Genomic DNA, 25688 nt, shown 5'->3' with positions numbered 1-25688 from the left:
GTACATTATAACAGCCAAATACGCGTTCTGCTTTCAGACGGCATGGCTGTCAAGAAAAAGCGGCGCGTGTACAATACGCAGATTGTATGTTTAGGACAGATTGGAAAAAGGATGGAAAATATCGGCAGGCAGCGACCCATCGGCGTTTTTGACTCGGGAATCGGCGGTTTGACCAATGTGCGCGCACTGATGGAGCGGCTGCCGATGGAAAACATCATTTATTTCGGCGACACGGCGCGCGTACCTTACGGGACGAAATCTAAGGCGACCATCGAAAATTTCTCGATGCAGATTGTCGATTTTTTATTGGAACACGATGTTAAGGCGATGGTTATCGCGTGCAATACGATTGCGGCGGTGGCGGGGCAGAAAATCCGCCAAAAGACGGGCAATATGCCTGTGTTGGACGTGATTTCCGCCGGCGCGAAAGCCGCGCTGGCAACGACGCGCAACAATAAAATCGGCATTATCGCCACCAATACCACAGTTAACAGCAATGCTTATGCGCGCGCCATCCATAGGAACAACCCCGACACGCTTGTCCGCACGCAGGCCGCGCCGCTGCTCGTCCCTTTGGTGGAGGAAGGTTGGTTGGAACACGAAGTTACCCGCCTGACCGTATGCGAATACCTCAAACCATTGCTTGCAGACGGCATCGATACGCTGGTGTTGGGCTGCACGCACTTTCCCTTGCTCAAGCCCTTAATCGGCAGGGAGGTGCACAATGTCGCGCTGGTCGATTCCGCGATTACGACGGCTGAAGAAACAGCACGCGTCCTTGCGCAGGAAGGATTGCTCAATACCGACAACAACAATCCCGACTACCGTTTTTACGTCAGCGATATTCCTTTGAAATTCAGAACCATCGGCGAACGTTTTCTGGGTAGGACGATGGAGCAGATTGAAATGGTGTCTTTGGGTTAAAACGATAACGGAAAGCTGCCCGAGATTACAGAAACCTAAAATCCCGTCATTCCCACGAAAGTGGGAATCTAGACCTGTCGGTGCGGAAACTTATCGGATAAAACGGTTTCTTTAGATTTTACGTTCTAGATTCCCGCTTTCGCGGGAATGACGGGATGCAGGTTTCTGTGCAGATGTATTCGGATTCCCTCCTGCGCGGGAATGATGGGATTTTTAAATGTCCGAATGCCGCAAATGCCGTCTGAAAGGCTTCAGACGGCATTTTTTACACAATTCCCACCGTTTCCCATCCTTCTCGATACACTGTAATCTCGAAACCCGTCATTCCCGCGCAGGCGGGAATCCAGACCGTTCGGTTTAGGTTTTTTTTTTGAGGTTTCGGGTAACTCTAAACCGTCATTCCTACGAAAACAGAAAATCAAAAACAGAAACCTCAAATCCCGTCATTCCCGCGCAGGCGGGAATCTAGGTCTGTCGGTGCGGAAACTTATCGGGAAAAACGGTTTCTTTAGATTTTATGTCCTAGATTCCCACTTTCGTGGGAATGACGGGATGCAGGTTTCCGTATGGATGGATTCGTCATTCCCGCGCAGGCGGGAATCTAGACATTCAATGCTAAGGCAATTTATCGGGAATGACTGAAACTCAAAAAACTGGATTCCCACTTTTGTGGGAATGACGCGATTAGAGTTTCAAAATTTATTCTAAATAGCTGAAACTCAACGCACTGGATTCCCGCCTGCGCGGGAATGACGAAGTGGAAGTTACCCGAAACTTAAAACAAGCGAGACCGAACGAACTGGATTCCCACTTTCGTGGGAATGACGGGATATACGTGGGAATGACGGGATATAGGTTTTCGTGCGGACGCGTTCGGATTCACGACTGCACGGGAATGACGGGATTTTGGTGTATTCCCTAAAAAAATAAAAAAGCATTTGCAAATTTGTTAAAAATAAATAAAATAATAATCCTTATCATTCTTTAATTGAATTGGGTTTATATGAGCAATCCATTGGTGAATCAGGCTGCTATGGTGCTGCCTGTGTTTTTGTTGAGTGCTTGTCTGGGCGGAGGCGGCAGTTTCGATTTGGACAGCGTGGAAACGAAACAGCGCAACCCGCAGCCCGAAGCACCGAAATACCAAGACGAACAGACTGAAAAACCGGTAAAACCCGATGAAGCGCAGGCGGCGGAAAACGACCGTCCGGCTTACGGTTTTGCAGTCAAAATACCGCGCCGTAATGTCCATCAGGAAGTGAAGCAGAAGCATCAGCAGTTGTCGGATGCGGATTGGGTAAAATTGGCGGCGGGTAAGCCGGATGAGTTTCCCCAAAAGAATGAGATTTCGGCGATGAATAAGGGTACGCTGAACGAGTCTATTCAGCCGGGTGAGGACGGCAAAAGCCGCGTGGAAGGCTATACGGGTTTCCAATATGTCCGCTCGGGCTATATCTACCGCAACGGTGCCAATAAAATCGATTTCAAAAACAAAATCGTTCTTTTCGGTCCGGACGGCTACCTTTTCTACAAAGGCAGTAATCCTTCCCAAGCTCTGCCGACGGGTAAGGCGATTTACAAAGGTACTTGGGATTATGTAACCGATGCCAAGGAAAAACAGAAGTTTTCCCAGTTGGGTAATTCGCAAGCGGGGGACAGGTACGGGGCTCTGTCTGCCGAGGAAGCGGATGTGTTGCGCAACAAAAGCGAGGCGAAGGAAGGTCAGACCGATTTCGGGCTGACCAGCGAGTTTGAGGTGGATTTCGCCGCCAAGACCATGACCGGCAAACTCTACCGCAATAACCGGATTACCCATAACGAAACCGAAAATAGAGACAAACAAATTAAACGTTACGACATTCAGGCTAACCTGCACGGCAACCGTTTCAAAGGTAAGGCGTTGGCAGCGGATAAAAATACCGGGAACGGTCATCCCTTCGTTTCCGACTCCGACAGTTTGGAAGGCGGATTTTACGGACCGAAAGGCGAGGAACTTGCCGGTAAATTCTTAAGCAACGACAACAAAGTTGCAGCGGTGTTTGGTGCGAAGCAGAAAGATAAGAAGGAGGGGGAAAACGCGGCAGGGCTTGCAACGGAAACCGTGATAGATGCATACCGTATTACCGGAGGGGAGTTTAAGAAGGAGCAAATAGATAGTTTTGGAGATGTGAAAAAGCTGCTGGTTGACGGGGTGGAGCTTTCACTGCTGCCGTCTGAGGGCAATAAGGCGGCATTTCAGCACGAGATTGAGCAAAACGGCGTGAAGGCAACGGTGTGTTGTTCCAACTTGGATTACATGAGTTTTGGGAAGCTGTCAAAAGAAAATAAAGACGATATGTTCCTGCAAGGTGTCCGCACTCCAGTATCCGATGTGGAGGCAAGGACGGAGGCAAACGCCAAATATCGCGGTACTTGGTACGGATATATTGCCAACGGCACAAGCTGGAGCGGCGAAGCCTCCAATCAGGAAGGCGGTAATAGGGCAGAGTTTGACGTGGATTTTTCCACTAAAAAAATCAGTGGCACACTGACGGCAAAAGACCGTACGTCTCCTGCGTTTACTATTACTGCCATGATTCAGGGCAACGGTTTTTTAGGTACGGCGAAAACCGGTAATGATGGCTTTGCGCTGGATCCGCAAAATACCGGAAATTCCCACTATACGCATATTGAAGCCACTGTATCCGGCGGTTTCTACGGCAAAAACGCCATTGAGATGGGCGGTTCGTTCTCATTTCCGGGAAATGTACCGGATGGAAAACAAGAAAAAGCATCGGTGATATTCGGTGCGAAACGCCAACAGCTTGTGCAATAAGCACGGCTGCCGAACAATCGAGAATAAGGCTTCAGACGGCATCGCTCCTTCCGATGCCGTCTGAAAGCGAAGAGTAGGGAAACACTATGCAACAGCAACATTTGTTCCGATTAAATATTTTATGCCTGTCTTTAATGACCGCGCTGCCCGTTTATGCAGAAAATGTGCAAGCCGGACAAGCACAGGAAAAACAGTTGGATACCATACAGGTAAAAGCCAAAAAACAGAAAACCCGCCGCGATAACGAAGTAACCGGTTTGGGCAAATTGGTCAAAACCGCCGACACCCTCAGCAAGGAACAGGTACTCGATATCCGCGACCTGACGCGTTACGACCCCGGCATCGCCGTCGTCGAACAGGGGCGCGGCGCAAGCTCGGGTTACTCGATACGCGGTATGGACAAAAACCGCGTTTCCTTGACGGTGGACGGCTTGGCGCAAATACAGTCCTACACCGCGCAGGCGGCATTGGGCGGGACGAGGACGGCGGGCAGCAGCGGCGCAATCAATGAAATCGAGTATGAAAACGTCAAAGCTGTCGAAATCAGCAAAGGCTCAAACTCGGTCGAACAAGGCAGCGGCGCATTGGCAGGCTCGGTCGCATTTCAAACCAAAACCGCCGACGATGTTATCGGGGAAGGCAGGCAGTGGGGGATTCAGAGTAAAACCGCCTATTCCGGCAAAAACCGGGGGCTTACCCAATCCATCGCGCTGGCGGGGCGCATCGGCGGTGCGGAGGCTTTGCTGATCCACACGGGTCGGCGCGCGGGGGAAATCCGCGCCCACGAAGCCGCCGGACGCGGCGTTCAGAGCTTTAACAGGCTGGTGCCGGTTGAAGACGACCACCAATACGCTCATTTCGTGGTCGAAGAAGAATGCGAAAGCAGAAATTACGAAACGTGTAAAGCGAATCCGAAAAAAGATGTTGTCGGCAAAGACGAACGGCAAACGGTTTCCACCCGAGACTACACGGGCCCCAACCGCTTCCTCGCCGATCCGCTTTCATACGAAAGCCGGTCGTGGCTGTTCCGCCCGGGTTTTCGTTTTGAAAACAAACGGCACTACATCGGCGGCATACTCGAACGCACGCAACAAACTTTCGACACGCGCGATATGACGGTTCCGGCATTCCTGACCAAGGCGGTTTTTGATGAAAATAAAAAACAGGCGGGTTCTTTGTCCGGCAACGGCAAATACGCGGGCGACCACAAATACGGCGGTCTGTTTACCAACGGCGAAAACGGTGCGCTGGTGGGCGCGGAATACGGTACGGGCGTGTTTTACGACGAGACGCACACCAAAAGCCGCTACGGTTTGGAATATGTCTATACCAATGCCGATAAAGACACTTGGGCGGATTATGCCCGCCTCTCTTACGACCGGCAGGGTATCGGTTTGGATAATCATTTTCAGCAGACGCACTGTTCTGCCGACGGTTCGGACAAATATTGCCGCCCGAGTGCCGACAAGCCGTTTTCCTATTACAAATCCGACCGCGTGATTTACGGGGAAAGCCACAGGCTCTTGCAGGCGGCATTCAAAAAATCCTTCGATACCGCCAAAATCCGCCACAACCTGAGCGTCAACCTCGGTTTTGACCGTTTTGGTTCCGACCTCCGCCATCAGGATTATTATTATCAAAATGCCAACCGCGCCTATTCGTCGAAAATACCCACTCAAAACGGCAATCAAAAAATCAGCCCCAACGGCAGCCAAGACAAACCCTATTGGGTCAGCATAGGCGGGGGAAATGTGGTTACGGGGCAAATCTGCCGCTCGGGCAACAATACTTATACGGACTGCACGCCGCGCAGCATCAACGGCAAAAGCTATTACGCGGCAGTTCGGGACAATGTCCGTTTGGGCAGGTGGGCGGATGTCGGCGCGGGGTTGCGCTACGACTACCGCAGCACGCATTCGGACGACGGCAGCGTTTCCACCGGCACGCACCGCACCCTGTCCTGGAACGCAGGCATCGTCCTCAAACCTGCCGACTGGCTGGATTTGACTTACCGCACTTCAACCGGCTTCCGCCTGCCCTCGTTTGCGGAAATGTACGGCTGGCGGGCGGGTGTTCAAAGCAAGGCGGTCAAAATCGATCCGGAAAAATCGTTCAACAAAGAAGCCGGCATCGTGTTTAAAGGCGATTTCGGCAACTTGGAGGCAAGTTGGTTCAACAATGCCTACCGCGATTTGATTGTCCGGGGTTATGAAGCGCAAATTAAAAACGGCAAAGAAGAAGCCAAAGGCGACCCGGCTTACCTCAATGCCCAAAGCGCGCGGATTACCGGCATCAATGTTTTGGGCAAAATCGATTGGAACGGCGTATGGGATAAATTGCCCGAAGGTTGGTATTCTACATTTGCCTATAATCGTGTCCGTGTCCGCGACATCAAAAAACGCGCAGACCGCACCGATATTCAATCACACCTGTTTGATGCCATCCAACCCTCGCGCTATGTCGTCGGCTTGGGCTATGACCAACCGGAAGGCAAATGGGGTGTGAACGGTATGCTGACTTATTCCAAAGCCAAGGAAATCACAGAGTTGTTGGGCAGCCGGGCTTTGCTCAACGGCAACAGCCGCAATACAAAAGCCACCGCGCGCCGTACCCGCCCTTGGTATATTGTGGATGTGTCCGGTTATTACACGATTAAAAAACACTTCACCCTCCGTGCGGGCGTGTACAACCTCCTCAACCACCGCTATGTTACTTGGGAAAATGTGCGGCAAACTGCCGGCGGCGCAGTCAATCAACACAAAAATGTCGGCGTTTACAACCGATATGCCGCCCCCGGCCGAAACTACACATTTAGCTTGGAAATGAAGTTTTAAACGTCCAAACGCCGCAAATGCCGTCTGAAAGGCTTCAGACGGCATTTTTTACACAATTCCCACCGTTTCCCATTATTCCCGATACACCGTAATCCTGAAACCCGTCATTCCCCGCAGGCGGGAATCTAGGACGTAAAATCTAAAGAAACCGTTGTATCCGATAAGTTTCCGCACCGACAGACTAGATTCCCGCCTGCGCGGGAATGACGTTATATTTTTCGCATTTGATAAAAAAGACCGTTTGAAATTTTTTCAGCGGACGCAAAGTATTGCGTAAAATGCTACTTATAAGGAACGCAAGGCGGGCGTAGGATGTGCAGCGTGGACATAGGGCAGGCTGTAAGGCAGGCTTTAGCCCACCAATATTACCAATCCCACCAACTCCGTCAATGTTATCCATCTCGCCCAATCCCACCGAAAACCGAAACCGCCGAATCTTACCGATTCTCCAAAAACTCTTGGTACGGTGGGCTGAAGCCCACCCTACGGCTCGCTAAAATCCTGTCATTCCTGTGAAAACAGAAAATCAAAAACAGAAACCTCAAATTCCGTCATTCCCGCGCAGGCGGGAATCCAGACCTGTCGGTGCAGAAACTTATCGGATACAACGGTTTCTTTAGATTTTACGTTCTAGATTCCCACGTTCATGGGAATGACGGGATGCGGGTTTCCGTGCGGACGCGTTCGGATTCCCACTTTCGTGGGAATGACGGGATTTCAGTTTGAGGATTGATTTGAAGTTGCAAAATCCCCACGGATCGGATTACCGCCTGTGGGGAATAACGGCGGAAGGTTTTTTGTCTTTCTGACAGATGTCCGCAATCTGAAATCCCGACCGTGGGAACGACGGTATAGTGGATTAACAAAAACCAGTACGGCGTTGCCTCGCCTTAGCTCAAAGAGAACGATTCTCTAAGGTGCTCAAGCACCAAGTGAATCGGTTCCGTACTATTTGTACTGTCTGCGGCTTCGTCGCCTTGTCCTGATTTTTGTTAATCCACTATATAAATATTTCTATTTCAATCCAATATAAAATGCCGTCCGAACATTGTTCGGACGGCATTTTTAATGCTTCAAATCAGTTGGTGCCGACTTTGATTTTCTGCCACAGGCTGACAGACAGTTTTTTCGCATCCGTACTCATTTGCGGCATCACGAAACCGTCTTTCATATCCTGTTCATTCGGGAAGATGGAACGGGTGTTCACCAGCTCGGCAGGCATTTTTTCGCGCGCCGGTTTGCTGGCGGGGGCGAAGGTTACGGCGATGCCGTTTTTCGCCGCGATTTCGGGGTCGAGCGTGTAGTTGATGTATTTGTGGGCATTGGCGACGTTTTTCGCATCAGCCGGAATCAGCCAAGACTCGATCCAAAAGCCCATACCTTTCGGTGTCAGCACTTCGATGCCGACATTGTTTTTCACTTCTTCGGAACGTGCTTTCGCCAAGTTCAAATCGCCGCCGTTGCCTGCCGCCAGGCAGATGTCGCCGCGCGCCAGTTCGTCGATGATGGACGGGCTGAAACGTTTGACATCAGGACGGATAGACTTCAACACTTCCGCCGCCGCCTTCAAATCTTCAGGATTCGAGCCTTTGGGGTCTTTGCCCAAGTAGTTCAGCAAAATCGGGAACATTTCGCTCGGGGTGTCCCACAGGGCGATGCCGCAGGATTTCAGCTTGTGGGTGTATTCGGGTTTGAACAGCAAATCCCAGCCGTTTTCGGGCAGCTTGCCGCCCAAAAGCTCTTTGCCCTTCGCCGTAATCGCAATCGTGTTCACGCCGGAGAAATAGGGGACGGCATACTGGTTGCCCGGGTCGGCGGTTTCCAGCATTTTCAAGAGTTCGGGATCGATGTTCTTATAGTTGGGAATCAGGTCTTTGTTGACTTTCTGATACGCGCCCGCCTCAATTTGGCGCGGCAGGAAGGCGATGCCCGGCACAACCAAATCGTAACCGGATTTGCCGGTCAGCATTTTGGCTTCCAGCGTTTCGTTGTTTTCGTACAAGTCGTAAGTCAGCTTCAGATTGTTGGCTTTTTTAAAGTCTTCGACCGTACTCTCGTCAACATAGTTCGACCAGTTGTAGATGTTCAGAGTATCGGTGGCAGCGGCTTCGGCATTGGCAGCAGACGCAGCGTCTGCTTGAGGTTGCACGGCGTTTTTTTCGCTGCCGCCGCAGGCTGCCAGAGACAGCGCGGCCAAAACGGCTAATACGGATTTTTTCATACGGGCAGATTCCTGATGAAAGAGGTTGGAAAAAAAAAGAAATCCCCGCGCCCCATCGTTACCTCGGCGCAAGGTTTGGGCATTGTAAAGTAAATTTGTGCAAACTCAAAGCGATATTGGACTGATTTTCCTAAAAAATTACCCCGTTTCCAAAAGGGGAGGAAAACGGTCGCCCGATTTTGCCGTTTTCCTGCGCTGTCAGGGTGTCCGACGGGCGGATAGAGAGAAAAGGCTTGCATATAATGTAAACCCCCTTTAAAATTGCGCGTTTACAGAATTTATTTTTCTTCCAGGAGATTCCAATATGGCAAACAGCGCACAAGCACGCAAACGTGCCCGCCAGTCCGTCAAACAACGCGCCCACAACGCTAGCCTGCGTACCGCATTCCGCACCGCAGTGAAAAAAGTATTGAAAGCAGTCGAAGCAGGCGATAAAGCTGCCGCACAAGCGGTTTACCAAGAGTCCGTCAAAGTCATCGACCGCATCGCCGACAAAGGCGTGTTCCACAAAAACAAAGCGGCGCGCCACAAAAGCCGTCTGTCTGCAAAAGTAAAAGCACTGGCTTGATTTTTGCAAAACCGCCAAGGCGGTTTTTTATATGTAATAAGCAAAAAACCCTGAAGCCCGACGGTTTCGGGGTTTTTGCATTGTGGGGGCAAAATCCCGAAATGGCGGAAAGGGTGCGGTTTTTTATCCGAATCCGCTATAAAATGCCGTCTGAAAACCAATATGCTGACAATGGGGGTGGAGATGAATACACGGAATATGCGCTATATCCTTTTGACAGGACTGTTGCCGATGGCATCCGCTTTTGGAGAGACCGCGCTGCAATGCGCCGCTTTGACGGACAATGTTACGCGTTTGGCGTGTTACGACAGGATTTTTGCGGCACAGCTTCCGTCTTCGGCAGGGCAGGAAGGGCGGGAGTCGAAAACCGTACTCAATCTGACGGAAACCGTCCGCAGCAGTCTGGATAAGGGCGAGGCGGTCATTGTTGTTGAAAAAGGCGGGGATGCGCTTCCTACCGACAGTGTGGGCGAAACCGCCGACATCTATACGCCTTTGAGCCTGATGTACGACTTGGACAAAAACGATTTGCGCGGGCTGTTGGGCGTGCGCGAACACAATCCGATGTACCTTATGCCGGTTTGGTACAACAGTTCGCCCAACTATGCCCCGAGTTCGCCGACGCGCGGTACGACTGCGCAGGAAAAATTCGGACAGCAGAAACGTGCGGAAACCAAATTGCAGGTTTCGTTTAAAAGCAAAATTGCCGAAGATTTGTTTAAAACCCGCGCGGATCTGTGGTTCGGCTACACCCAAAAATCCGATTGGCAGATTTACAACCAAGGCAGGAAATCCGCGCCGTTCCGCAATACGGATTACAAACCTGAAATTTTCCTGACCCAGCCTGTGAAGGCAGACCTTCCCTTTGGCGGTAGGCTGCGTATGCTCGGTGCGGGTTTTGTCCACCAGTCCAACGGACAGAGCCGTCCCGAATCGCGTTCGTGGAACAGGATTTATGCCATGGCAGGCATGGAGTGGGGCAAATTGACGGTAATTCCGCGCGTGTGGGTGCGTGAGTTCGATCAGAGCGGCGATAAAAACGACAATCCCGATATTGCCGATTATATGGGGTATGGCGATGTGAAAGTTCAGTACCGTTTGAATGACAGGAAGAATGTGTATTCCGTATTGCGCTACAACCCCAAAACGGGCTACGGCGCGATTGAAGCCGCCTACACGTTTCCGATTAAGGGCAAACTCAAAGGCGTGGTACGCGGATTCCACGGTTACGGGGAAAGCCTGATCGATTACAACCACAAGCAAAACGGTATCGGTATCGGGTTGATGTTCAACGACTGGGACGGTATCTGAACCGCGTGTTCAGACGGCATATCAAGTTGCCGTGCCGTCTGAAGCCGCCGACGGTTTGGCGGGGCGGGATAAAAAATTCGTTTGAATCCGGGCAAACGCGTATAATGTGCGGTTTGTACGGACTTTGTCGGAATCAAGCAAGATGACGGAACCTGCGGCCGAAGGCGGCAAAGCTGCCAAGGCGTTAAAAAAATATCTGATTACGGGCATTTTGGTCTGGCTGCCGATTGCGGTAACGGTTTGGGTGATTTCCTATATCGTTTCCGCGTCCGACCAGCTCGTCAACCTGCTGCCGAAGCAATGGCGGCCACAATATGTTTTGGGCTTCAATATCCCGGGGCTGGGCGTTATCGTTGCCATTGCCGTATTGTTCGTAACCGGATTGTTTGCCGCCAACGTATTGGGCCGGCAGGTTCTCGCCGCGTGGGACAGCCTGTTGGGGCGGATTCCGGTTGTCAAATCCATCTATTCGAGTGTGAAAAAAGTATCCGAGTCCCTGCTTTCCGACAGCAGCCGTTCGTTTAAAACGCCGGTACTCGTGCCATTTCCCCAATCGGGTATTTGGACAATCGCATTCGTGTCCGGGCAGGTGTCGAATGCGGTTAAGGCAGCATTGCCGCAGGACGGCGATTATCTTTCCGTGTATGTCCCGACCACGCCCAACCCGACCGGCGGTTACTATATTATGGTAAAGAAAAGCGATGTGCGCGAACTCGATATGAGCGTGGACGAAGCGTTGAAATATGTGATTTCGCTGGGTATGGTCATCCCTGACGACCTGCCCGTCAAAACATTGGCAGGACCTATGCCGCCTGAAAAGGCGGAGTTGCCCGAACAACAATAAAGCCGCCGTTCAGACGGCATTTTCTGTTTTCAGTTTAAATCAATAAAAGGTGATTTTATGCGTACCAACTATTGCGGCCTGATCAGCGAGCAATACTTAGACCAAACCGTTACCGTCAAAGGCTGGGTACACCGCCGGCGCGACCACGGCGGTGTGATTTTTATCGACCTGCGCGACCGCGAAGGCATCGTCCAAATCGTGATTGACCCCGACACTCCGGAAGCGTTTGCCGCTGCCGATTCCTCCCGCAACGAATACGTTTTGAGCATTACCGGTCGCGTACGCAACCGTCCTGAAGGTACAACCAACGACAAAATGATTTCCGGCAAAATCGAAATCCTCGCCAAAGAAATCGAAGTCTTGAACGCTGCCGCTACGCCTCCGTTCCAAATCGACGATGAAAACATCAGCGAAAACGTGCGCCTGACCAACCGCGTTATCGACCTGCGCCGCCCTGTGATGCAGCGCAACCTGCGCCTGCGTTATCAAGTCGCTATGGGCGTTCGCCGTTATCTGGATGCGCAAGGCTTCATCGACATTGAAACGCCGATGCTGACCCGCTCCACTCCGGAAGGCGCGCGCGACTACCTCGTGCCGAGCCGCGTTCATCCGGGCGAATTCTTCGCTCTGCCGCAATCTCCGCAATTGTTCAAACAACTGTTGATGGTGGCGGGTTTCGACCGTTACTACCAAATCACCAAATGTTTCCGTGACGAAGACTTGCGTGCCGACCGTCAACCTGAATTCACTCAAATCGACTTGGAAACCTCGTTCTTGAACGAGGATGAAATTATGGACATCACCGAAGGTATGGCGAAACAAGTCTTCAAAGATGCCTTGAATGTAGATCTGGGCGACTTCCCACGTATGCCTTACTCTGAAGCCATGTTTTACTACGGCTCTGACAAACCGGATATGCGTATCAACTTGAAATTTACCGAGCTGACCGACCTGATGAAAACGGAAGAATTTAAAGTTTTCCGTGGCGCAGCCGACATGAAAGGCGGCCGCGTAGTCGCCCTGCGCGTACCGAACGGCGCGAAATTCAGCCGCAAAGAAATCGACGAATACACCAAATTTGTCGGCATCTACGGCGCGAAAGGTTTGGCATACATCAAAGTGAACGATGTCGGCAACCTTTCCAACGGCGAAGACAGCGGCCTGCAATCTCCAATCGTGAAATTCCTGTCCGAAAACGCCCTGAAAGAAATCATCAAGCGTACCGGCGCGCAAAACGGCGACATCATCTTCTTCGGCGCAGACAAAGCCAAAGTCGTGAACGAAGCCATCGGCGCGCTGCGTATCAAAGTCGGCTTGGAACACGGCAAGGACAACGACTACTTCGTAGACGAATGGAAACCTTTGTGGGTTGTCGATTTCCCAATGTTCGAATACGACGAAGAAGCCGACCGCTACGTTGCCGTACACCATCCGTTTACCGCGCCTAAAGAAGGCCATGAAGACCTGATGGTTTCCGACCCTGCAAACTGCCTGGCCCGTGCCTACGATATGGTATTGAACGGCTGGGAAATCGGCGGCGGCTCTATCCGTATCCACCGTGCAGACGTACAAGAGAAAGTGTTTGCCGCGCTGAAAATCAGCCCTGAAGAGCAACAAGAGAAATTCGGCTTCCTCTTGGACAATCTGAAATTCGGTGCGCCTCCGCACGGCGGTTTGGCATTCGGCCTCGACCGTCTGGTAACGCTGATGACCGGTGCCGAATCCATCCGCGACGTGATTGCCTTTCCGAAAACCCAACGCGCCCAATGCCTGCTGACCAACGCGCCCAACAGCGTGGACGACAAGCAGTTGCGCGAATTGAGCCTGCGCCTGCGCCAAAAGGCGGCCGAAACCAAAGAAGCATAAGGAAAACAGAGCCGTTTGACGGCTCTGTTTTTTCAGACGGCATTTACGCTTCTTAACTTCCTGCTAATTCAAACCTAATTTTGCTGTGTTTTAATGGCGGCATTGAAAAACACATCTTGTTCAATAAGTCGATTAAGAAAGGACTGGAAATGAAAAAACTGTTATTGGCTGCCATTGTTTCCCTGAGTGCCGCTGCTGCATTTGCCAGCGACTCTGCCGAGCGTCAGATTTACAGCGATCCCCATTTTGAACAAAACCGCACGAAAGCCGTGAAAATGTTGGAACAGCGCGGTTATCAGGTTCACGATGTCGATGCAGACGACCATTGGGGCAAACCTGTTTTGGAAGTGGAAGCCTATAAAGACGGCCGCGAATACGACATCGTGTTGTCTTACCCCGACCTGAAAATCATCAAAGAGCAGCTCGATCGCTGATTCCTTTGATGGAAAGATGAACCAAAATGCCGTCTGAAGCGTTCAGACGGCATTTTGTTTTCCGGTGGGGAGACGGATTTAGAACAGCGAATCAAACGGTTCGGAAGCAGTATTTTTAAAAGTTTCAGTTTCTGCCTGATGTACGGATTCGGTAACCGGTTCGACATCGGCCGGCGGCAGGTCGGGAATGGGGTGGACGATTTGAACCGGAGGTTGTTCGGCAGCTTGGGGAACCGGCTGTTCGACAGGGTTAACCCGGGTAATTTTCGGCTTAGGTGCTTCAGCTTGGCTGTATGAGGAAGAACCCTGTATCCACGCCAGCGATTTGAGCGGCATCTTCATCTTGCCGTTTTTGCCGCAGGTCAGGCAGACGGCCAATCCGGTGCGGTCTTTGAGTACGGCATCGACTTTCTCGGGCGCGATGGTTTTGCCCTGTGTTTTTGCCCATTGCCCGATGCTTTTTTTCAGGGAGGCGGTGTCAAGGTTGTTTTTGCCGTAGGGGTCGCGGAAGGCGGCAAGCCACAGGTTGCGATCCGCATCTTCATTGAGCCCCGCCATTTGATAGATGACGGAGGCGGGCGAGCCGCTGGCGATGGTTTTGGCAAACTCGAGCGCGTCGGGCGATTTCATGCGGACGCAGCCGTGACTCCGAACCCCGGGGACGCTGGTCGGCGCATTGGTTCCGTGTATGCCCAAACCGAGTTTCGGGTCGCCTAAGCGGACAAAAACCGGCCCCAAAGGGTTGTCCGGGCCGGCGGCTATGGTTTTTACGCCGTCGCCGCGTTCTTTCTGTATGGATTTGGGGATGTGCCAAACAGGGTTATAGGCTTTCGCCCCGATTTTATGTTCGCCTAGATTGGTTTGCGTCATTGCCCGACCTACTGCAACGGGATAAACCTTGGTCAGTTTGCCGTCGGTGTAGAGAAACAGGCGTTGCTGGGGGATGTTAATGAAGACATGTTGACCTTGTGCGACGGGGGAGACATCGGGAATAACTGTATGCGCGTATGAAAAACTGGTTATAGACAGTGCGGCAGTGATGCAGATTGTTTTATTCATATCAAAATATGGCGTGTGTCCAACGGATTTTCGGCAAATCATACCTGAAACCGCGCGGTTTTGTGCGAAAATATGCGCTTCGGTACAGTGCGGACGGATTGGGTAATGGCAACGGAAACAAATGTCGCGGAAATTTCCGCCTTGGATTATGAAGGCAGGGGTGTGGCAAAGGTTGGCGGCAAAACGGTTTTTATTAAAGGGGCATTGCCGTCTGAAAGGGTCGGTTTTCGGATTACCAAACAGAAAAAGCAGTTTGACGAAGCGGAAACAGTAACGATATTCAAAGTTTCGGATGAGCGTACCGTCCCGCAGTGCCGTTATTTTGAACGCTGCGGCGGTTGTTCCCTGCAACATATTTCTCCGACAGCGCAGGTGGCGTTCAAACAAAGGATGATGGAAGAGCAGTTGGAGCGTATCGGTAAGGTCAAACCGAAGCAGATATTGCCGCCGATTTACGGACATGTATGGCATTATCGGGATAGGGCGCGGTTCAGTGTATCATTAGATAAATCATGCCGTCTGAAACTGGGGTTTCAGGCAAAGAAAACGAATGATGTGGTGGATATTTCGTCATGTATGCTTCTTCCGAAGTCGGTTTCGGACAAACTGCCCGCCATCAGGGGGCTTTTGCAGGATTTGGCGGAAGAGGGAAGTGTTGCCCGTTTTGCCGAGTTTTATCGCGGCAGTGAAATCACCGTATTGAACATCGCGTTCAAAAGCAAACTTCGGCAGAACGAAGAAAACCGGATTCGACAGTGGTTTGATTCGGAATTGTCGGACGGCTGGCAGGTTTGGCTGCAAATCGAAGGGGGCGTATCGCAACCGTTTTATCCCAAAACAGACAAAACATTAAAATATACATTACCTGAGTTCGGCATTGAAATGCCGTTCCGTCCGGGAGATTTTACACAAATCAATACCGATACCAACCGGCTGATGGTTTCACGCGCCGTAAAAATGCTCGATATATGTCAGGGTGAGCGAGTTGCAGACTTGTTTTGCGGTTTGGGCAATTTCAGTCTGCCCATAGCCAAGAGTGGAGCGAGTGTGGTTGGTGTCGAAGGTGCGGAAAACCTGGTCGGGCGTGCCCGGCAAAATGCACGGTTAAACGGTTGCGGCGGACAAACAGATTTTATTGCTGCCAACCTCTTTGATTGCACCGAGAATATGGTGGCCTCATGGGGGAAATTTGACAAAATGTTGATAGATCCTCCCAGAAGCGGTGCGTATGAAGTCGTCAAATCGCTGCATACACCCTACCTTCCGCAAAAAATCGTTTATGTATCCTGCAATCCTTCCACTTTGGCACGGGATGCGGGCGTGTTGGTTGAAAAAGGCTATATGCTCAGCCAGGCAGGGATAATGAATATGTTTGCCCAGACATCCCATACCGAGTCTGTCGCCGTATTCGATTTGTTGCCGCAAACAGGAAAATAACTTTTTGGAAATCAAAGGAAAAGAATAATTAAGGAAGGGGGTGCAAACAGATAGTGCCCGACAAATACATTTAAACGTATAAAACATAAAAGGTCATATGGCAAGGCTTGTGCAGAAGGCATATTGTCAAACGTTAAATTATGGTATGATTTGAAACTTACAAGTCTATTTCAGTAAATCGTTAATAATAAAAGCGGACAATTGCCGTTGCAGGCAGTTAGCTATCCGCTCGTTACGGTATCGGGAGTATCCTTTGGAAAACTCATTAATTATCGGTCTGGCACTGGCGGTATTGCTGGTGCTTTTGGTTATGCGTGCGAAGCAGGGTAAGAAAACACCGAAGCGCAAATCCCAAGGTGTCGGCAATACGCAGGGGCAGCCGCCCGGAAGCAATGATTCGGACTGGGTCGATCAGGTTGACCAATCGGTTTCAGACGGCACGCAGACGGGATTTTCTTGGAATGAGAGCGCCGAGACCGCATCTGCGGCAGTATCCGCGCAAGAAGTCGATCCGCTGACGGAATATCAGGTTTATAAGCAGTTCGGTTATCAGGGCAAGGCTGCCGAGTCTTTGGCTGCCTATCTGGACGGCATTCCGGATGGTGAAGCGAAACCTGAAAACCTTATCCGCGAGCTGCTCGATATCAATCTCGAAGTGGGGGATGTCGATGTTTTAGCAGACAATCTGCAAAAATACGGCAGACTGATTCCTTCCGAACTTTTGGCAAAATATATCGAACAGGCATTACAGCGCGATCCCAACCATTTGCGTATCCGCGTCTTGGCGGAAGAAGGTTTGGGATGGGGCATTCAGGAGATTGAAAAACGCGCGGAAGGCGGTTCTGCGACGGCAGCTTCCGCATCGCCCCAGCCGGATGCCGGCGGTAAGGCTTATGGAGCCGAAGAAATCAAGCGCATCCCGATTGTGCGGGGCAAAAAAGACGTGTCCGGGATCAGCCAAGAGGAAATCGGTGCGATTGCCGGTCTGGTCCGTGCCGATCAAGGTGCAAAAATCCTTAAAGACAAAGTCAGCTACGAAACGGCATCGAAACAATACGACCGTGCCATCCAAACTTCCGAAAAACCTGCAAACCTGATTATCGATGCATTGAAACTCGATTACCAACACGCGGACATAGACCGTTTTGCCGGACATTTGTGGAAACTTTACCAAACGTTGGGCAACTACGGCAGGCAGGTTAAAGAGCGGATGCTGGGGTGGGGGTACAGCCTGGGTTACCATGAAGTTTTCGATGATTTGGAAAAGGGGCCGAACGACCAGCAAATCAAAGACATCGGTATGGGGCACGGATATCTGCCGAAAAATATACAGAAATTCAAAGCGCAACATCGGGATTTGGTGCTTCAAGATTCTTCGTTGATCAACACCGGTTCGTCTCCGGCAGACGATGCGGTTAAAGAAGTAGAGTCGTTGCTGATGTATGGTCAGATTGAGGCGGCAATGGATGTGTTGGAGCAGGCGGTATTGAAATATTCTGACGAGTCCCAGCTTTATATTACGTTGATCGATATTTATGAACGTACTGAAGATTGGGATAGGTTGGGGCAGTTTTTAAGGGTATTGAGGGAACGTGCGGACAGGCTTCCTGAAGAAGTCGTTATGCTGATGAGCCGGCTGCTGCAGCGTATGAATCAAAATATAAAAAAATAAAACGGTACGGAAAATAAAAATGGAAGTTCAACTGCCGAAAATTAAAACAGTACGCGTAATGTTGGCGGGGATGACGGCGCAGCAGGAATCCGTTTTCAAAATGGCATTCAAAATGCACAATACCACCCGTTATGAAACAGTATCCCCTTCAGACGGCAGTGCCGTGCCCGATTTGGTTTTGGCAGATACCGATGCCGAGGGCGGTTTTGAACTTTGGAAAGAGCTTGCCGAGCGTTATAAGGATATACCCGTCGCCGTCTGTTCGGAGAAAGTTCCCGATTCTGAAGTTCCCTACCTGCCCAAACCGATTCGGTTTGAAACATTGTTTCCTATGCTCCGCAAGTTGTTGCAGGGCGAGAATGTTTATGGGAAATCGTTTATTGCACCCGCAGACCGGTCAGCGAAAAACAACGGGAATGTGCAGCGTACGGTTACGATACGCCGGTTTAACCCGAATAAAGGATTATTGGGGGCGTTGCGGTTTGCGGAAAAGAACAGGCGGGACATCGCTATCTTGCATGGAAATAAGCCGGTCCTTATTGTTTTCCCCTCGATACAACGGGTTTTGCTGACAGAAAGTGTGCAAAAACTCGAAGAATTGTGCAAAGACGAAAATTTGCAGGTCTGTTGCAAGACTGTTCCCGATAACCCGCAATGGCGCGAAAAGGCTAAAGTAGGCATTATGTCCTGTATGTGGCAGTTTTCCATTTGGACGGCGCAGGGCAGGTTGATTTATCCGATTTCTCCCGATACTCCGTTTACGTTGAAATCTTGGCCGAACCTGACCCGGTTGGCAAATGTGCCGGGATCGATACGCTTGTCGGCATTTCTGACCAAGGCATCCGTCAACCTTAATGTGTTGTATAAAGTGATGCCTTTAAACCTCAATGATATTCTGAATTATCTTGCAGCAACCTATATAACCGGGTTTTTGTCGGTAGATTTAAAAACGGTTTCACAACAGGCATACTCCGATATGGCGGATAAAATAAATATCGGGGCCGATTCTGCCTCTGATAGTGAAATGGTGAAAAAAGCGGAAAAAATCACGACACCATCCCAATCCCAGCCGCGCGGCCTTCTTCAAAGGCTGATGAAAAAACTGTTGGGCAGCTAAGAGGCAGAGAGATGAGAGAAAATAAAATTATTTTCACAGGACCTGTCGGCGTAGGGAAAACCACCGCCATTGCGGCTATTTCGGATGAAGCACCCGTCCAGACCGATGCTTCCGCATCCGATATGACTTTGGATAGGAAAAGGAATACGACAGTGGCGATGGACTACGGGGTCATCAGCTTGGATGAGGATACCAAAGTCCATTTATATGGTACGCCCGGTCAGGAACGGTTCAACTTTATGTGGGAAATCTTAAGCCAAGGCAGTATGGGTTTGGTCTTGCTTTTAGATAATGCCAGAACCAACCCATTGAAAGATTTGGAATTCTTTTTGCATTCGTTTCGAGGGCTGCTGGAGAAGGCACCCGTCGTTGTCGGTATTACCAAGATGGATATACGCTCTCAGCCCGGTATCGACGTGTATCACAAATATCTTGCAAAACATAATCTTAATGTTCCGGTTTTTGAAATTGATGCCCGTAAGGAAGATGACGTAAAGCAATTGGTTAGCGCAATGTTATTTTCTATTGATCCGGGACTGGAGGTTTAATATGGAATCAACACTTTCACTACAAGCAAATTTATATCCCCGCCTGACTCCTGCCGGTGCATTTTATGCCGTATCCAGCGATACCCCCAGTGCCGGTAAAACCTTGTTGCACAGCCTGTTGAAAGCGGATGCGGACGAAGTGGTCAGCAGTGAGAAGCTGCTCGCCTGGGCGGACACCGCCGACATCGATACCGCTTTGAACCTGTTGTATCGTTTGCAAAAACTCGAATTCCTTTATGGCGATGAAAACGGTCATTCAGACGGCATCAATCTGTCGGACGAGCAATTGCCGCTGTTGATGGAGCAGTTGTCCGGCAGTGGTAAGGCATTATTGGTCGATCGGAACGGCCTGTATCTTGCCAATGCCAATTTCCATCATGAGGCGGCTGAAGAGTTGGGGTTGCTGGCGGCAGAAGTTGCACAGATGGAAAAGAAACACCGGCTGCTGATTAAGAACAACCTGTATATCAACAATAACGCTTGGGGCGTTTGCGACCCTTCTGGTCAGAGCGAATTGACATTTTTCCCATTGTATATCGGTTCAACCAAATTTATTTTGGTCATCGGCGGTATTCCGGACTTGAGCAAAGAGGCATTTGTTACTTTGGTCAGGATTTTATACCGCCGTTACAGCAACCGTGTGTAAAACTTGGGATAGGAGGGTTTATGCAGCAATTATTAATTTCGGTTTTGGAAGACTTGAACAACACATCTCCGGATATTGTCGCATCTGCCGTTATCTCAACCGACGGATTGCCGATGGCGACAATGCTTCCTTCACATTTGAATTCGGACAGGGTAGGGGCGATTTCTGCTACTTTGCTTGCTTTAGGCAGCCGTTCGGTGCAAGAACTCGCCTGCGGGGAATTGGAACAAGTGATGATTAAAGGAAAATCAGGCTATATCCTTTTAAGTCAGGCGGGTAAAGATGCCGTGTTGGTGCTGATGGCAAAAGAAACCGGCAAACTTGGTTTAATCCTATTGGATGCCAAACGAGCGGCAAGGCATATTGCGGAAGCCATATAACATATAAAGATTGCGGGCTTGCAGATAAAGTGCAATCGATTGTAAATTTATATTGACACGTTCGGTATTTCTGTTTTATTATTCGCGCTTATTCCCCGATAGCTCAGTCGGTAGAGCGACGGACTGTTAATCCGCAGGTCCCTGGTTCGAGCCCAGGTCGGGGAGCCAAATTCCAAAACCCTCTAAGTATTTTCTTAGAGGGTTTTGTTTTTGTCAGAGAATCCGGTACGGCATTCTTTTATGGAGGGAAAGTTGTTACCCAATCAAGGCGGATTTTAGAATACGCAGAGAAGCAATGCGGCACGGTTCTTATAAAATATCCCGATTCTGCCGTGTTGAGGCATGGTGGGAATAGGGGGAAATGGTATGCACTAATCGGGAGGATTGCCAAAAGCCGTTTGGGTTTGCAGGGGATGGAGGGGTAACATCCATTAATGTGAAGAGTAATCCTGATATGGTTTCCGTTTTGAGGTGGGGAGAAAATTACCATATAAACAAGCAGCATTGGGTCGGTATCGTGTTGGATTATGGTGCGGAAACGGATGAAATATTGATGCTGTTGGATTGGGGCTACGATTTGATGGAAAAATAAAAATGCCGTCTGAACTTGCACTGCCCCAACTTATAGGGTGCAGTCAAGTCCAGACGGCATTTTATCGTGGGTCGGCAGAAATCGGAACAAGGCGGTGAAACTGCAAACTGTACGGCAATGCGGTAACCTGTTAATTCACTATATTTTTGTCCGTTCAGGCGTGGCGTTCTTTGCACATCAGTTTCGCATCCAGCCAGCCGTCGCCGCCGGAGATGATGTTTTTGGCAACGAAGTTGTCCAAATCAGGCAGCAGGGAAACGGCGCGCCCGCTGTTGATGACGACGACGACGACCATCGGTTTGTCGCCCAGCCAGTAGCCTGCCAATGCGCGGACATTGTTGAGCGTGCCGGTTTTCAGACGCAGCAGCCCGCCGCTTTGTTTGAAGCGGTTGCGCAAAGTTCCGTCTGTGCCGGCGATGGGTAGTGTGTCGATGAAATCTTGTGCAAACGGGCTGAAATAAGCCGTTTCCAACATTTGCGCCATCATTCTCGCTGTTACCCTTTCTTTTCTGGACAGACCCGAACCGTTTTCCAAAACCAAATCCGCAACATCGATGCCCGATACGGCAAGTTCGCGCCGGACGGCAGACGCCGCCTGTTCGGAAACGGCGGGCAGTTTGCCGTTGCCGCCGAGTTTGAGGAAGACGGAACGCGCAATCAGATTGTCCGAACGCTTGTTCATGTCTGTCAAAATTTCCTTCATCGGTTTGGCGTGTGCAACGGCAAGCGTCTGCGCGCCTTCCGGTGTGTCGGCTATGCCGATGCCGTCTGAAATCCGTCCGCCGCCCAGCAGCCAGTGGTTGGTAAAACTTTGCCGGATCAGTTCGTCAAGCGCGAACATCCGGACACCGACAGGCTTGCCCAAACAGCTTTCGGGAATATTGCCGCGCAATTTCAGCGTATTGTCCGAAAAAGATGCGCGCATCAGTTTTTTGACCGAAGGGCAGGCAGCTTGGGAGGCGGTAATTTTCAAGTTGTTTTGGGTGAAAATATGCGGCAAAGGCGGATCGGTGAGGATGTCGGTACTGCCGGCGGCATTGCGTTCGGCGCGCACCATAACCATACCGGCAGACAGCATAGTCGGATTGGGGGAAGTCATAAACGGCGAGCCGCCGTCGGCTTCAAAATGGTCGGGACTGCCGACTTCGCCCCACAGCTTGTGGTCGAGCATCAGATGCCCCGTGATATTGCGTATGCCTTTGTCGCGCAACTGTTTTTGAACGTCAAGCAGGTTTTCCTGATTGAAAACGGGGTCGCCGCTGCCTGCCCAATACAAATCGCCATCCAGCGTGCCGTTACTCACTTTGCCGTTGCTTTTAAACTCGGTCGCCCAGCGGTAATTGCTGCCGAAGGTTTTGAAGGCGGCAAACGCGGTAACGAGTTTCATCGTGGACGCGGGATTGACGGGGACATCCGCGCGGTGGTCGATGACGACCCTGCCGCTGCCGAGTTCTTGGACATATACGGCGATTTCGTTTTGCGGAATGCGCCCCGTATCGAGCGCGTGTGCGGCGAGGGAGGCGAGAAGCAGCAGCAGGGAGGCCGCTGTTTTGGGGAAATTCATAGGTGAATCTGTTACATAAAAAAAGCAATTATAAGGCAAAGCCAGATAAGTGGGAACGCCGTGGCGGCGGGCCGGCTTGTTTGCAGGGGAAATCACATATATAATAATCGTTATCATTATAAAATGATTGAAACGCACAAACTTAATATTCAGGAGGAATGATTGTGGCTAAGAAAATCAGTATTTTGGTGGGCAGCCTGCGCCGTGCTTCGTTTGCACGCAAAGTGGCATTGAATGCGGCGGAGATGTTTCCCGAAGGCTGGCAGGCGGAAATCGTCGAAATCGGACATCTGCCGCTTTACAATTTCGATTATGACGACCCTGCGGTGGAAGATGTGCCGCTGCCCGAAAGTTACACGGCTTTCCGCGAAACGATTAAGGCTTCAGACGGCATTTTGTTCGTTACGTCCGAAAACAACCGCACCATTCCCGCCTGTTTGAAAAATGCGGTGGACATCGGCTCGAAACCGAATGCCGATGTGGCGTGGAAAAACAAACCTGCCGGCATCATCAGCCATTCCGTCGGCAAGATGGGCGGGTACAGTTCGCAAAAAAACCTGCGCCTTGCCCTGTCTTATTTCGATATGCCCGTAACCGGACAGCCGGAAGTGTTTTTGGGCAATTCGCCGACGCTGTTTGATGAAAAAGGCAAATTAATCGACTCGGCGAGGGATTTTGTTCAGTCATATATTAATCAGTTTGTCTCTCTGGTGGAGAAACACGCAAAATAGGTTGGAAACGGTCAAAAACCGCAGAATCTTGGTTCTGCGGTTTTTTGTTGCCGCTAAATTGCGGCTAATTTTGGGGTGTTAGAATAGGCACGGTTTATTTTGAAGGGAAAGTTGATGCGTGTTTTGCTGGTGGAAGACGATGCGATGATTGCGGAAGCGGTGTCGGCAAGTTTGAAAGACGGCGGCTATGCGGTGGATTGGGTCAAAAACGGCGCGCAGGTTGCGGCGGCGGCCGCTGCCCGGCCTTATGACTTGATGCTGCTGGATTTGGGTTTGCCGGTGCGGGACGGTTTGGATGTTTTGTCGGAAATACGCGCGACAGGCTGTACCGTCCCCGTGCTGATCGTTACGGCGCGGGATGATTTGTACAGCCGTCTGAACGGTTTGGACGGCGGTGCGGACGACTATATCGTCAAGCCGTTCGATATGGCGGAGCTTAAGGCGCGGATGCGGGCGGTGTTGCGGCGCGGCGGCGGTCAGGGACGGGTTTGCCTGTCCAACGGCGTGATTTCGCTGAATCCGGCAACGTATCAGGCGGAAATTGTTGCCGAAGGGCGGCAGGTTGCGTTGAGCAATAAGGAGTTTTCGGTATTGCAGGCTTTGTTGGCGAGGCCGGGTGTCATTCTGTCGCGCTCGGATTTGGAGGACAAGGTTTACGGTTGGGGTGAGGAAGTCGAAAGCAATGCGGTGGATTTTCTGATTCACGCGCTGCGTAAGAAACTGGGTAAGGAAAGCATACAAAATGTGCGCGGTGTCGGCTGGCTGATGCCGCGTCAAGATGCCGTCTGAATAGGAACGAAGATGCCGGACCGTTTTTTTAAAATTTTAAAACATTCGCTTCAGGTCAGAATCAGCCTTGCCCTGATTTGGATGTTTGTTCCGCTGGCAATGCTTGCAGGTATGTTTTCCTACTACGAAACCTTCCACGAAACGGAAGAGTTGCAGGACGACCTGCTCCGTCAGGCGGCATTGTACGTCGCCCCCGATTCCCAACCCGAAACTTTGCCCGAGGGCGACGGCGATACGCGCATTTTCGTGCAGATGCCGCAGCAGGAAGACCCTGTTGTCAGCCTGCCCGCGCATCTGGCGGACGGTCTGCACACGCTTCAGGCGGACGGGGACGACGATTATTACCGCGTCTATATCCGCACGACCGAACAGGGACGGATTGCCGTCATGCAGGAAAACGAATACCGTGAAGATTTGGCGGCGGATGCGGCACGGCAAAGCGTGTTGCCCCTGTTGGCGGCACTGCTGCTGATGATACTGCTGACCGTGTGGATTACGCACAAAGCCATGCGCCCCGTCCGCAAATTGTCGCAAAGTCTCGAACAACGCCGAATCAATGACCTGTCTGCTTTGAGCGTGGACAATATTCCCAGTGAAATCAGAGGTTTCGTAACCGCCATCAACCTGCTTTTGAAACGTGCGGATGAAGACATCCGCCACCGTCAGCGGTTTGTCGCCGACGCGGCACACGAGTTGCGTACGCCGATGACCGCCCTTTCCCTTCAGGCGGAACGGCTCAACAATATGCCTCTGCCGCCCGAAGCGGCGCGGCAGTCCGCCGTTTTGCAGCAGAGCATCAGGCGCAACAAACACCTGCTCGAGCAGCTTTTGGTACTGGCGCGTTCGCAGTCGGACGAAACCCCTCTGACGAAAACGACATTCGGTCTGCAAAGCCGTTTCCGCCAAGTGTTGCAGGAACTGATGCCGCTGGCTTTGGAAAAACGTCAGGACATCGGTGTGGCAGTCGGAGGCGATGTCGAAGTGTCTGCCGACGAAACGGAAATCTATACGCTGATTAAAACCTTTGCCGACAACGCGGTACGTTATACGCCGCCCGAAGGCAGGATAGATTTGGGTTTCACGGACGAAGGGAAATATCTTGCCGTGTGGGTGGAAGATAACGGGAACGGCATTCCCGAATCCGAACGCGCCCGTGTCCTCGATCCGTTTTACCGTATTTTGGGAACGGAGCAGCAGGGGACGGGGCTGGGTCTGTCCATCGCCGACACGCTTGCCAAAAAATACGGCGGATATTTGGAATTGTCCGACAGCCGCAGGTTCGGACACGGCCTGCTGATACGCGCCTTGTTGGACAAGGAAGCCCTGAAATAGACAG

Annotated in this window: 21 protein-coding genes and 1 tRNA gene; 19 read left to right on the top strand and 3 right to left on the bottom strand. The window is 51.1% G+C overall.

Going from position 1 to position 25688, the window contains the following annotated elements; all coding sequences use genetic code 11:
• Positions 1-111: 111 nt before the first annotated feature.
• From murI to tbpA, 3 genes are all read left to right on the top strand, one after another.
• On the top strand, positions 112-924 hold the full coding sequence (murI, locus tag Q9J32_RS04700; RefSeq protein WP_101185419.1) for a glutamate racemase: 813 nt from the start codon (positions 112-114) through the stop codon (positions 922-924).
• A 1003-nt stretch (positions 925-1927) separates the two neighbouring features.
• Positions 1928-3739 carry a transferrin-binding protein-like solute binding protein gene (locus Q9J32_RS04695; protein WP_301884069.1) on the top strand — a complete coding sequence of 604 codons (1812 nt, stop codon included), beginning with the start codon at positions 1928-1930 and terminating at the stop codon, positions 3737-3739.
• Positions 3740-3825: 86 nt separating this feature from the next.
• Positions 3826-6573, top strand: a complete 2748-nt coding sequence (gene tbpA / locus Q9J32_RS04690) for a transferrin-binding protein TbpA (RefSeq protein WP_304675371.1) — start codon at positions 3826-3828, stop codon at positions 6571-6573.
• A 1078-nt stretch (positions 6574-7651) separates the two neighbouring features.
• Here tbpA and Q9J32_RS04685 read toward each other — a convergent pair.
• Entirely contained in the window at positions 7652-8794 is a 1143-nt protein-coding gene (locus tag Q9J32_RS04685) for an extracellular solute-binding protein (RefSeq protein WP_002224944.1), read from the bottom strand.
• A gap of 304 nt (positions 8795-9098) precedes the next feature.
• Between Q9J32_RS04685 and rpsT the strand changes: the two genes are divergently transcribed.
• The 5 genes from rpsT to Q9J32_RS04660 all read left to right on the top strand — a co-directional run bounded on the left by rpsT (position 9099) and on the right by Q9J32_RS04660 (position 13817).
• Positions 9099-9362 (top strand): 30S ribosomal protein S20, encoded by a 264-nt coding sequence (gene rpsT / locus Q9J32_RS04680; protein ID WP_002212556.1) that lies wholly within the window; start codon positions 9099-9101, stop codon positions 9360-9362.
• Between the two features lie 162 nt (positions 9363-9524).
• Positions 9525-10673 carry a phospholipase A gene (locus Q9J32_RS04675; RefSeq protein WP_301884066.1) on the top strand — a complete coding sequence of 383 codons (1149 nt, stop codon included), beginning with the start codon at positions 9525-9527 and terminating at the stop codon, positions 10671-10673.
• Between the two features lie 142 nt (positions 10674-10815).
• Positions 10816-11517 (top strand): DUF502 domain-containing protein, encoded by a 702-nt coding sequence (locus Q9J32_RS04670; RefSeq protein ID WP_118814532.1) that lies wholly within the window; start codon positions 10816-10818, stop codon positions 11515-11517.
• A gap of 57 nt (positions 11518-11574) precedes the next feature.
• Positions 11575-13383, top strand: a complete 1809-nt coding sequence (aspS, locus tag Q9J32_RS04665) for an aspartate--tRNA ligase (protein ID WP_301884065.1) — start codon at positions 11575-11577, stop codon at positions 13381-13383.
• A 149-nt stretch (positions 13384-13532) separates the two neighbouring features.
• Positions 13533-13817 (top strand): PepSY domain-containing protein, encoded by a 285-nt coding sequence (locus Q9J32_RS04660; protein WP_301884064.1) that lies wholly within the window; start codon positions 13533-13535, stop codon positions 13815-13817.
• Between the two features lie 78 nt (positions 13818-13895).
• Here the strand turns inward: Q9J32_RS04660 and Q9J32_RS04655 are convergent, their stop codons facing one another.
• Positions 13896-14918 (bottom strand): L,D-transpeptidase, encoded by a 1023-nt coding sequence (locus Q9J32_RS04655; protein WP_301884062.1) that lies wholly within the window; start codon positions 14916-14918, stop codon positions 13896-13898.
• A 63-nt stretch (positions 14919-14981) separates the two neighbouring features.
• On the opposite strand from Q9J32_RS04655, the gene rlmD reads away from it, so the two are divergent.
• The 8 genes from rlmD to Q9J32_RS04615 all read left to right on the top strand — a co-directional run bounded on the left by rlmD (position 14982) and on the right by Q9J32_RS04615 (position 21268).
• Positions 14982-16313, top strand: coding sequence for a 23S rRNA (uracil(1939)-C(5))-methyltransferase RlmD (rlmD, locus tag Q9J32_RS04650; RefSeq protein WP_301884060.1), 1332 nt, complete (start codon positions 14982-14984; stop codon positions 16311-16313).
• Between the two features lie 253 nt (positions 16314-16566).
• Positions 16567-17985 carry a 23S rRNA methyltransferase gene (locus Q9J32_RS04645; RefSeq protein ID WP_301884057.1) on the top strand — a complete coding sequence of 473 codons (1419 nt, stop codon included), beginning with the start codon at positions 16567-16569 and terminating at the stop codon, positions 17983-17985.
• Between the two features lie 19 nt (positions 17986-18004).
• Positions 18005-19102: a DNA-binding transcriptional response regulator gene (locus Q9J32_RS04640; protein WP_301884055.1), complete on the top strand. Its 1098-nt coding sequence runs from the start codon at positions 18005-18007 to the stop codon at positions 19100-19102.
• A gap of 11 nt (positions 19103-19113) precedes the next feature.
• Positions 19114-19650 (top strand): GTP-binding protein, encoded by a 537-nt coding sequence (locus tag Q9J32_RS04635; RefSeq protein ID WP_003710372.1) that lies wholly within the window; start codon positions 19114-19116, stop codon positions 19648-19650.
• Between the two features lies 1 nt (position 19651).
• Positions 19652-20296 (top strand): hypothetical protein, encoded by a 645-nt coding sequence (locus Q9J32_RS04630; RefSeq protein WP_003710371.1) that lies wholly within the window; start codon positions 19652-19654, stop codon positions 20294-20296.
• 20 nt (positions 20297-20316) lie between these two features.
• Complete coding sequence (locus Q9J32_RS04625; RefSeq protein ID WP_003710368.1) at positions 20317-20676, top strand: roadblock/LC7 domain-containing protein; 360 nt, start codon at positions 20317-20319, stop codon at positions 20674-20676.
• 92 nt (positions 20677-20768) lie between these two features.
• Positions 20769-20844 (top strand) — tRNA-Asn (locus Q9J32_RS04620).
• 268 nt (positions 20845-21112) lie between these two features.
• Complete coding sequence (locus Q9J32_RS04615) at positions 21113-21268, top strand: MmcQ/YjbR family DNA-binding protein (protein WP_301884053.1); 156 nt, start codon at positions 21113-21115, stop codon at positions 21266-21268.
• Positions 21269-21422: 154 nt separating this feature from the next.
• Here Q9J32_RS04615 and dacB read toward each other — a convergent pair whose 3' ends face one another.
• Complete coding sequence (gene dacB, locus Q9J32_RS04610; protein ID WP_301884052.1) at positions 21423-22832, bottom strand: D-alanyl-D-alanine carboxypeptidase/D-alanyl-D-alanine endopeptidase; 1410 nt, start codon at positions 22830-22832, stop codon at positions 21423-21425.
• A gap of 158 nt (positions 22833-22990) precedes the next feature.
• Here dacB and Q9J32_RS04605 point away from each other — a divergent pair, with 158 nt between their 5' ends.
• The 3 genes from Q9J32_RS04605 (at position 22991) to Q9J32_RS04595 (ending at position 25684) form a co-directional block, all read left to right on the top strand.
• Positions 22991-23563 carry an NADPH-dependent FMN reductase gene (locus Q9J32_RS04605; RefSeq protein WP_301884051.1) on the top strand — a complete coding sequence of 191 codons (573 nt, stop codon included), beginning with the start codon at positions 22991-22993 and terminating at the stop codon, positions 23561-23563.
• 114 nt (positions 23564-23677) lie between these two features.
• Positions 23678-24352, top strand: a complete 675-nt coding sequence (locus Q9J32_RS04600) for a response regulator transcription factor (RefSeq protein WP_301884049.1) — start codon at positions 23678-23680, stop codon at positions 24350-24352.
• 81 nt (positions 24353-24433) lie between these two features.
• Positions 24434-25684, top strand: coding sequence for an ATP-binding protein (locus tag Q9J32_RS04595; RefSeq protein WP_301884168.1), 1251 nt, complete (start codon positions 24434-24436; stop codon positions 25682-25684).
• The last annotated feature ends 4 nt before the right edge of the window (positions 25685-25688 follow it).

The organism is Neisseria uirgultaei, from assembly GCF_962719845.1.
Taxonomy (GTDB): Bacteria; Pseudomonadota; Gammaproteobacteria; order Burkholderiales; family Neisseriaceae; genus Neisseria; species Neisseria bergeri.
The sequence above is the reverse complement of the archived record's forward strand: the minus strand, read 5'-3'. Positions and strand labels throughout refer to the sequence as shown.

What these genes read in the sequence shown, in the direction of transcription:
- murI (WP_101185419.1), top strand. Translation starts at nt 112, where the DNA reads ATGGAAAATATCGGCAGGCAGCGACCCATCGGCGTTTTTGACTCGGGA.
- Q9J32_RS04695 (WP_301884069.1), top strand. Translation starts at nt 1,928, where the DNA reads ATGAGCAATCCATTGGTGAATCAGGCTGCTATGGTGCTGCCTGTGTTT.
- tbpA (WP_304675371.1), top strand. Translation starts at nt 3,826, where the DNA reads ATGCAACAGCAACATTTGTTCCGATTAAATATTTTATGCCTGTCTTTA.
- Q9J32_RS04685 (WP_002224944.1), bottom strand. Translation starts at nt 8,794, where the DNA reads ATGAAAAAATCCGTATTAGCCGTTTTGGCCGCGCTGTCTCTGGCAGCC.
- rpsT (WP_002212556.1), top strand. Translation starts at nt 9,099, where the DNA reads ATGGCAAACAGCGCACAAGCACGCAAACGTGCCCGCCAGTCCGTCAAA.
- Q9J32_RS04675 (WP_301884066.1), top strand. Translation starts at nt 9,525, where the DNA reads ATGCTGACAATGGGGGTGGAGATGAATACACGGAATATGCGCTATATC.
- Q9J32_RS04670 (WP_118814532.1), top strand. Translation starts at nt 10,816, where the DNA reads ATGACGGAACCTGCGGCCGAAGGCGGCAAAGCTGCCAAGGCGTTAAAA.
- aspS (WP_301884065.1), top strand. Translation starts at nt 11,575, where the DNA reads ATGCGTACCAACTATTGCGGCCTGATCAGCGAGCAATACTTAGACCAA.
- Q9J32_RS04660 (WP_301884064.1), top strand. Translation starts at nt 13,533, where the DNA reads ATGAAAAAACTGTTATTGGCTGCCATTGTTTCCCTGAGTGCCGCTGCT.
- Q9J32_RS04655 (WP_301884062.1), bottom strand. Translation starts at nt 14,918, where the DNA reads ATGATTTGCCGAAAATCCGTTGGACACACGCCATATTTTGATATGAAT.
- rlmD (WP_301884060.1), top strand. Translation starts at nt 14,982, where the DNA reads ATGGCAACGGAAACAAATGTCGCGGAAATTTCCGCCTTGGATTATGAA.
- Q9J32_RS04640 (WP_301884055.1), top strand. Translation starts at nt 18,005, where the DNA reads ATGGAAGTTCAACTGCCGAAAATTAAAACAGTACGCGTAATGTTGGCG.
- Q9J32_RS04635 (WP_003710372.1), top strand. Translation starts at nt 19,114, where the DNA reads ATGAGAGAAAATAAAATTATTTTCACAGGACCTGTCGGCGTAGGGAAA.
- Q9J32_RS04630 (WP_003710371.1), top strand. Translation starts at nt 19,652, where the DNA reads ATGGAATCAACACTTTCACTACAAGCAAATTTATATCCCCGCCTGACT.
- Q9J32_RS04625 (WP_003710368.1), top strand. Translation starts at nt 20,317, where the DNA reads ATGCAGCAATTATTAATTTCGGTTTTGGAAGACTTGAACAACACATCT.
- dacB (WP_301884052.1), bottom strand. Translation starts at nt 22,832, where the DNA reads ATGAATTTCCCCAAAACAGCGGCCTCCCTGCTGCTGCTTCTCGCCTCC.
- Q9J32_RS04605 (WP_301884051.1), top strand. Translation starts at nt 22,991, where the DNA reads ATGATTGTGGCTAAGAAAATCAGTATTTTGGTGGGCAGCCTGCGCCGT.
- Q9J32_RS04600 (WP_301884049.1), top strand. Translation starts at nt 23,678, where the DNA reads ATGCGTGTTTTGCTGGTGGAAGACGATGCGATGATTGCGGAAGCGGTG.
- Q9J32_RS04595 (WP_301884168.1), top strand. Translation starts at nt 24,434, where the DNA reads ATGTTTGTTCCGCTGGCAATGCTTGCAGGTATGTTTTCCTACTACGAA.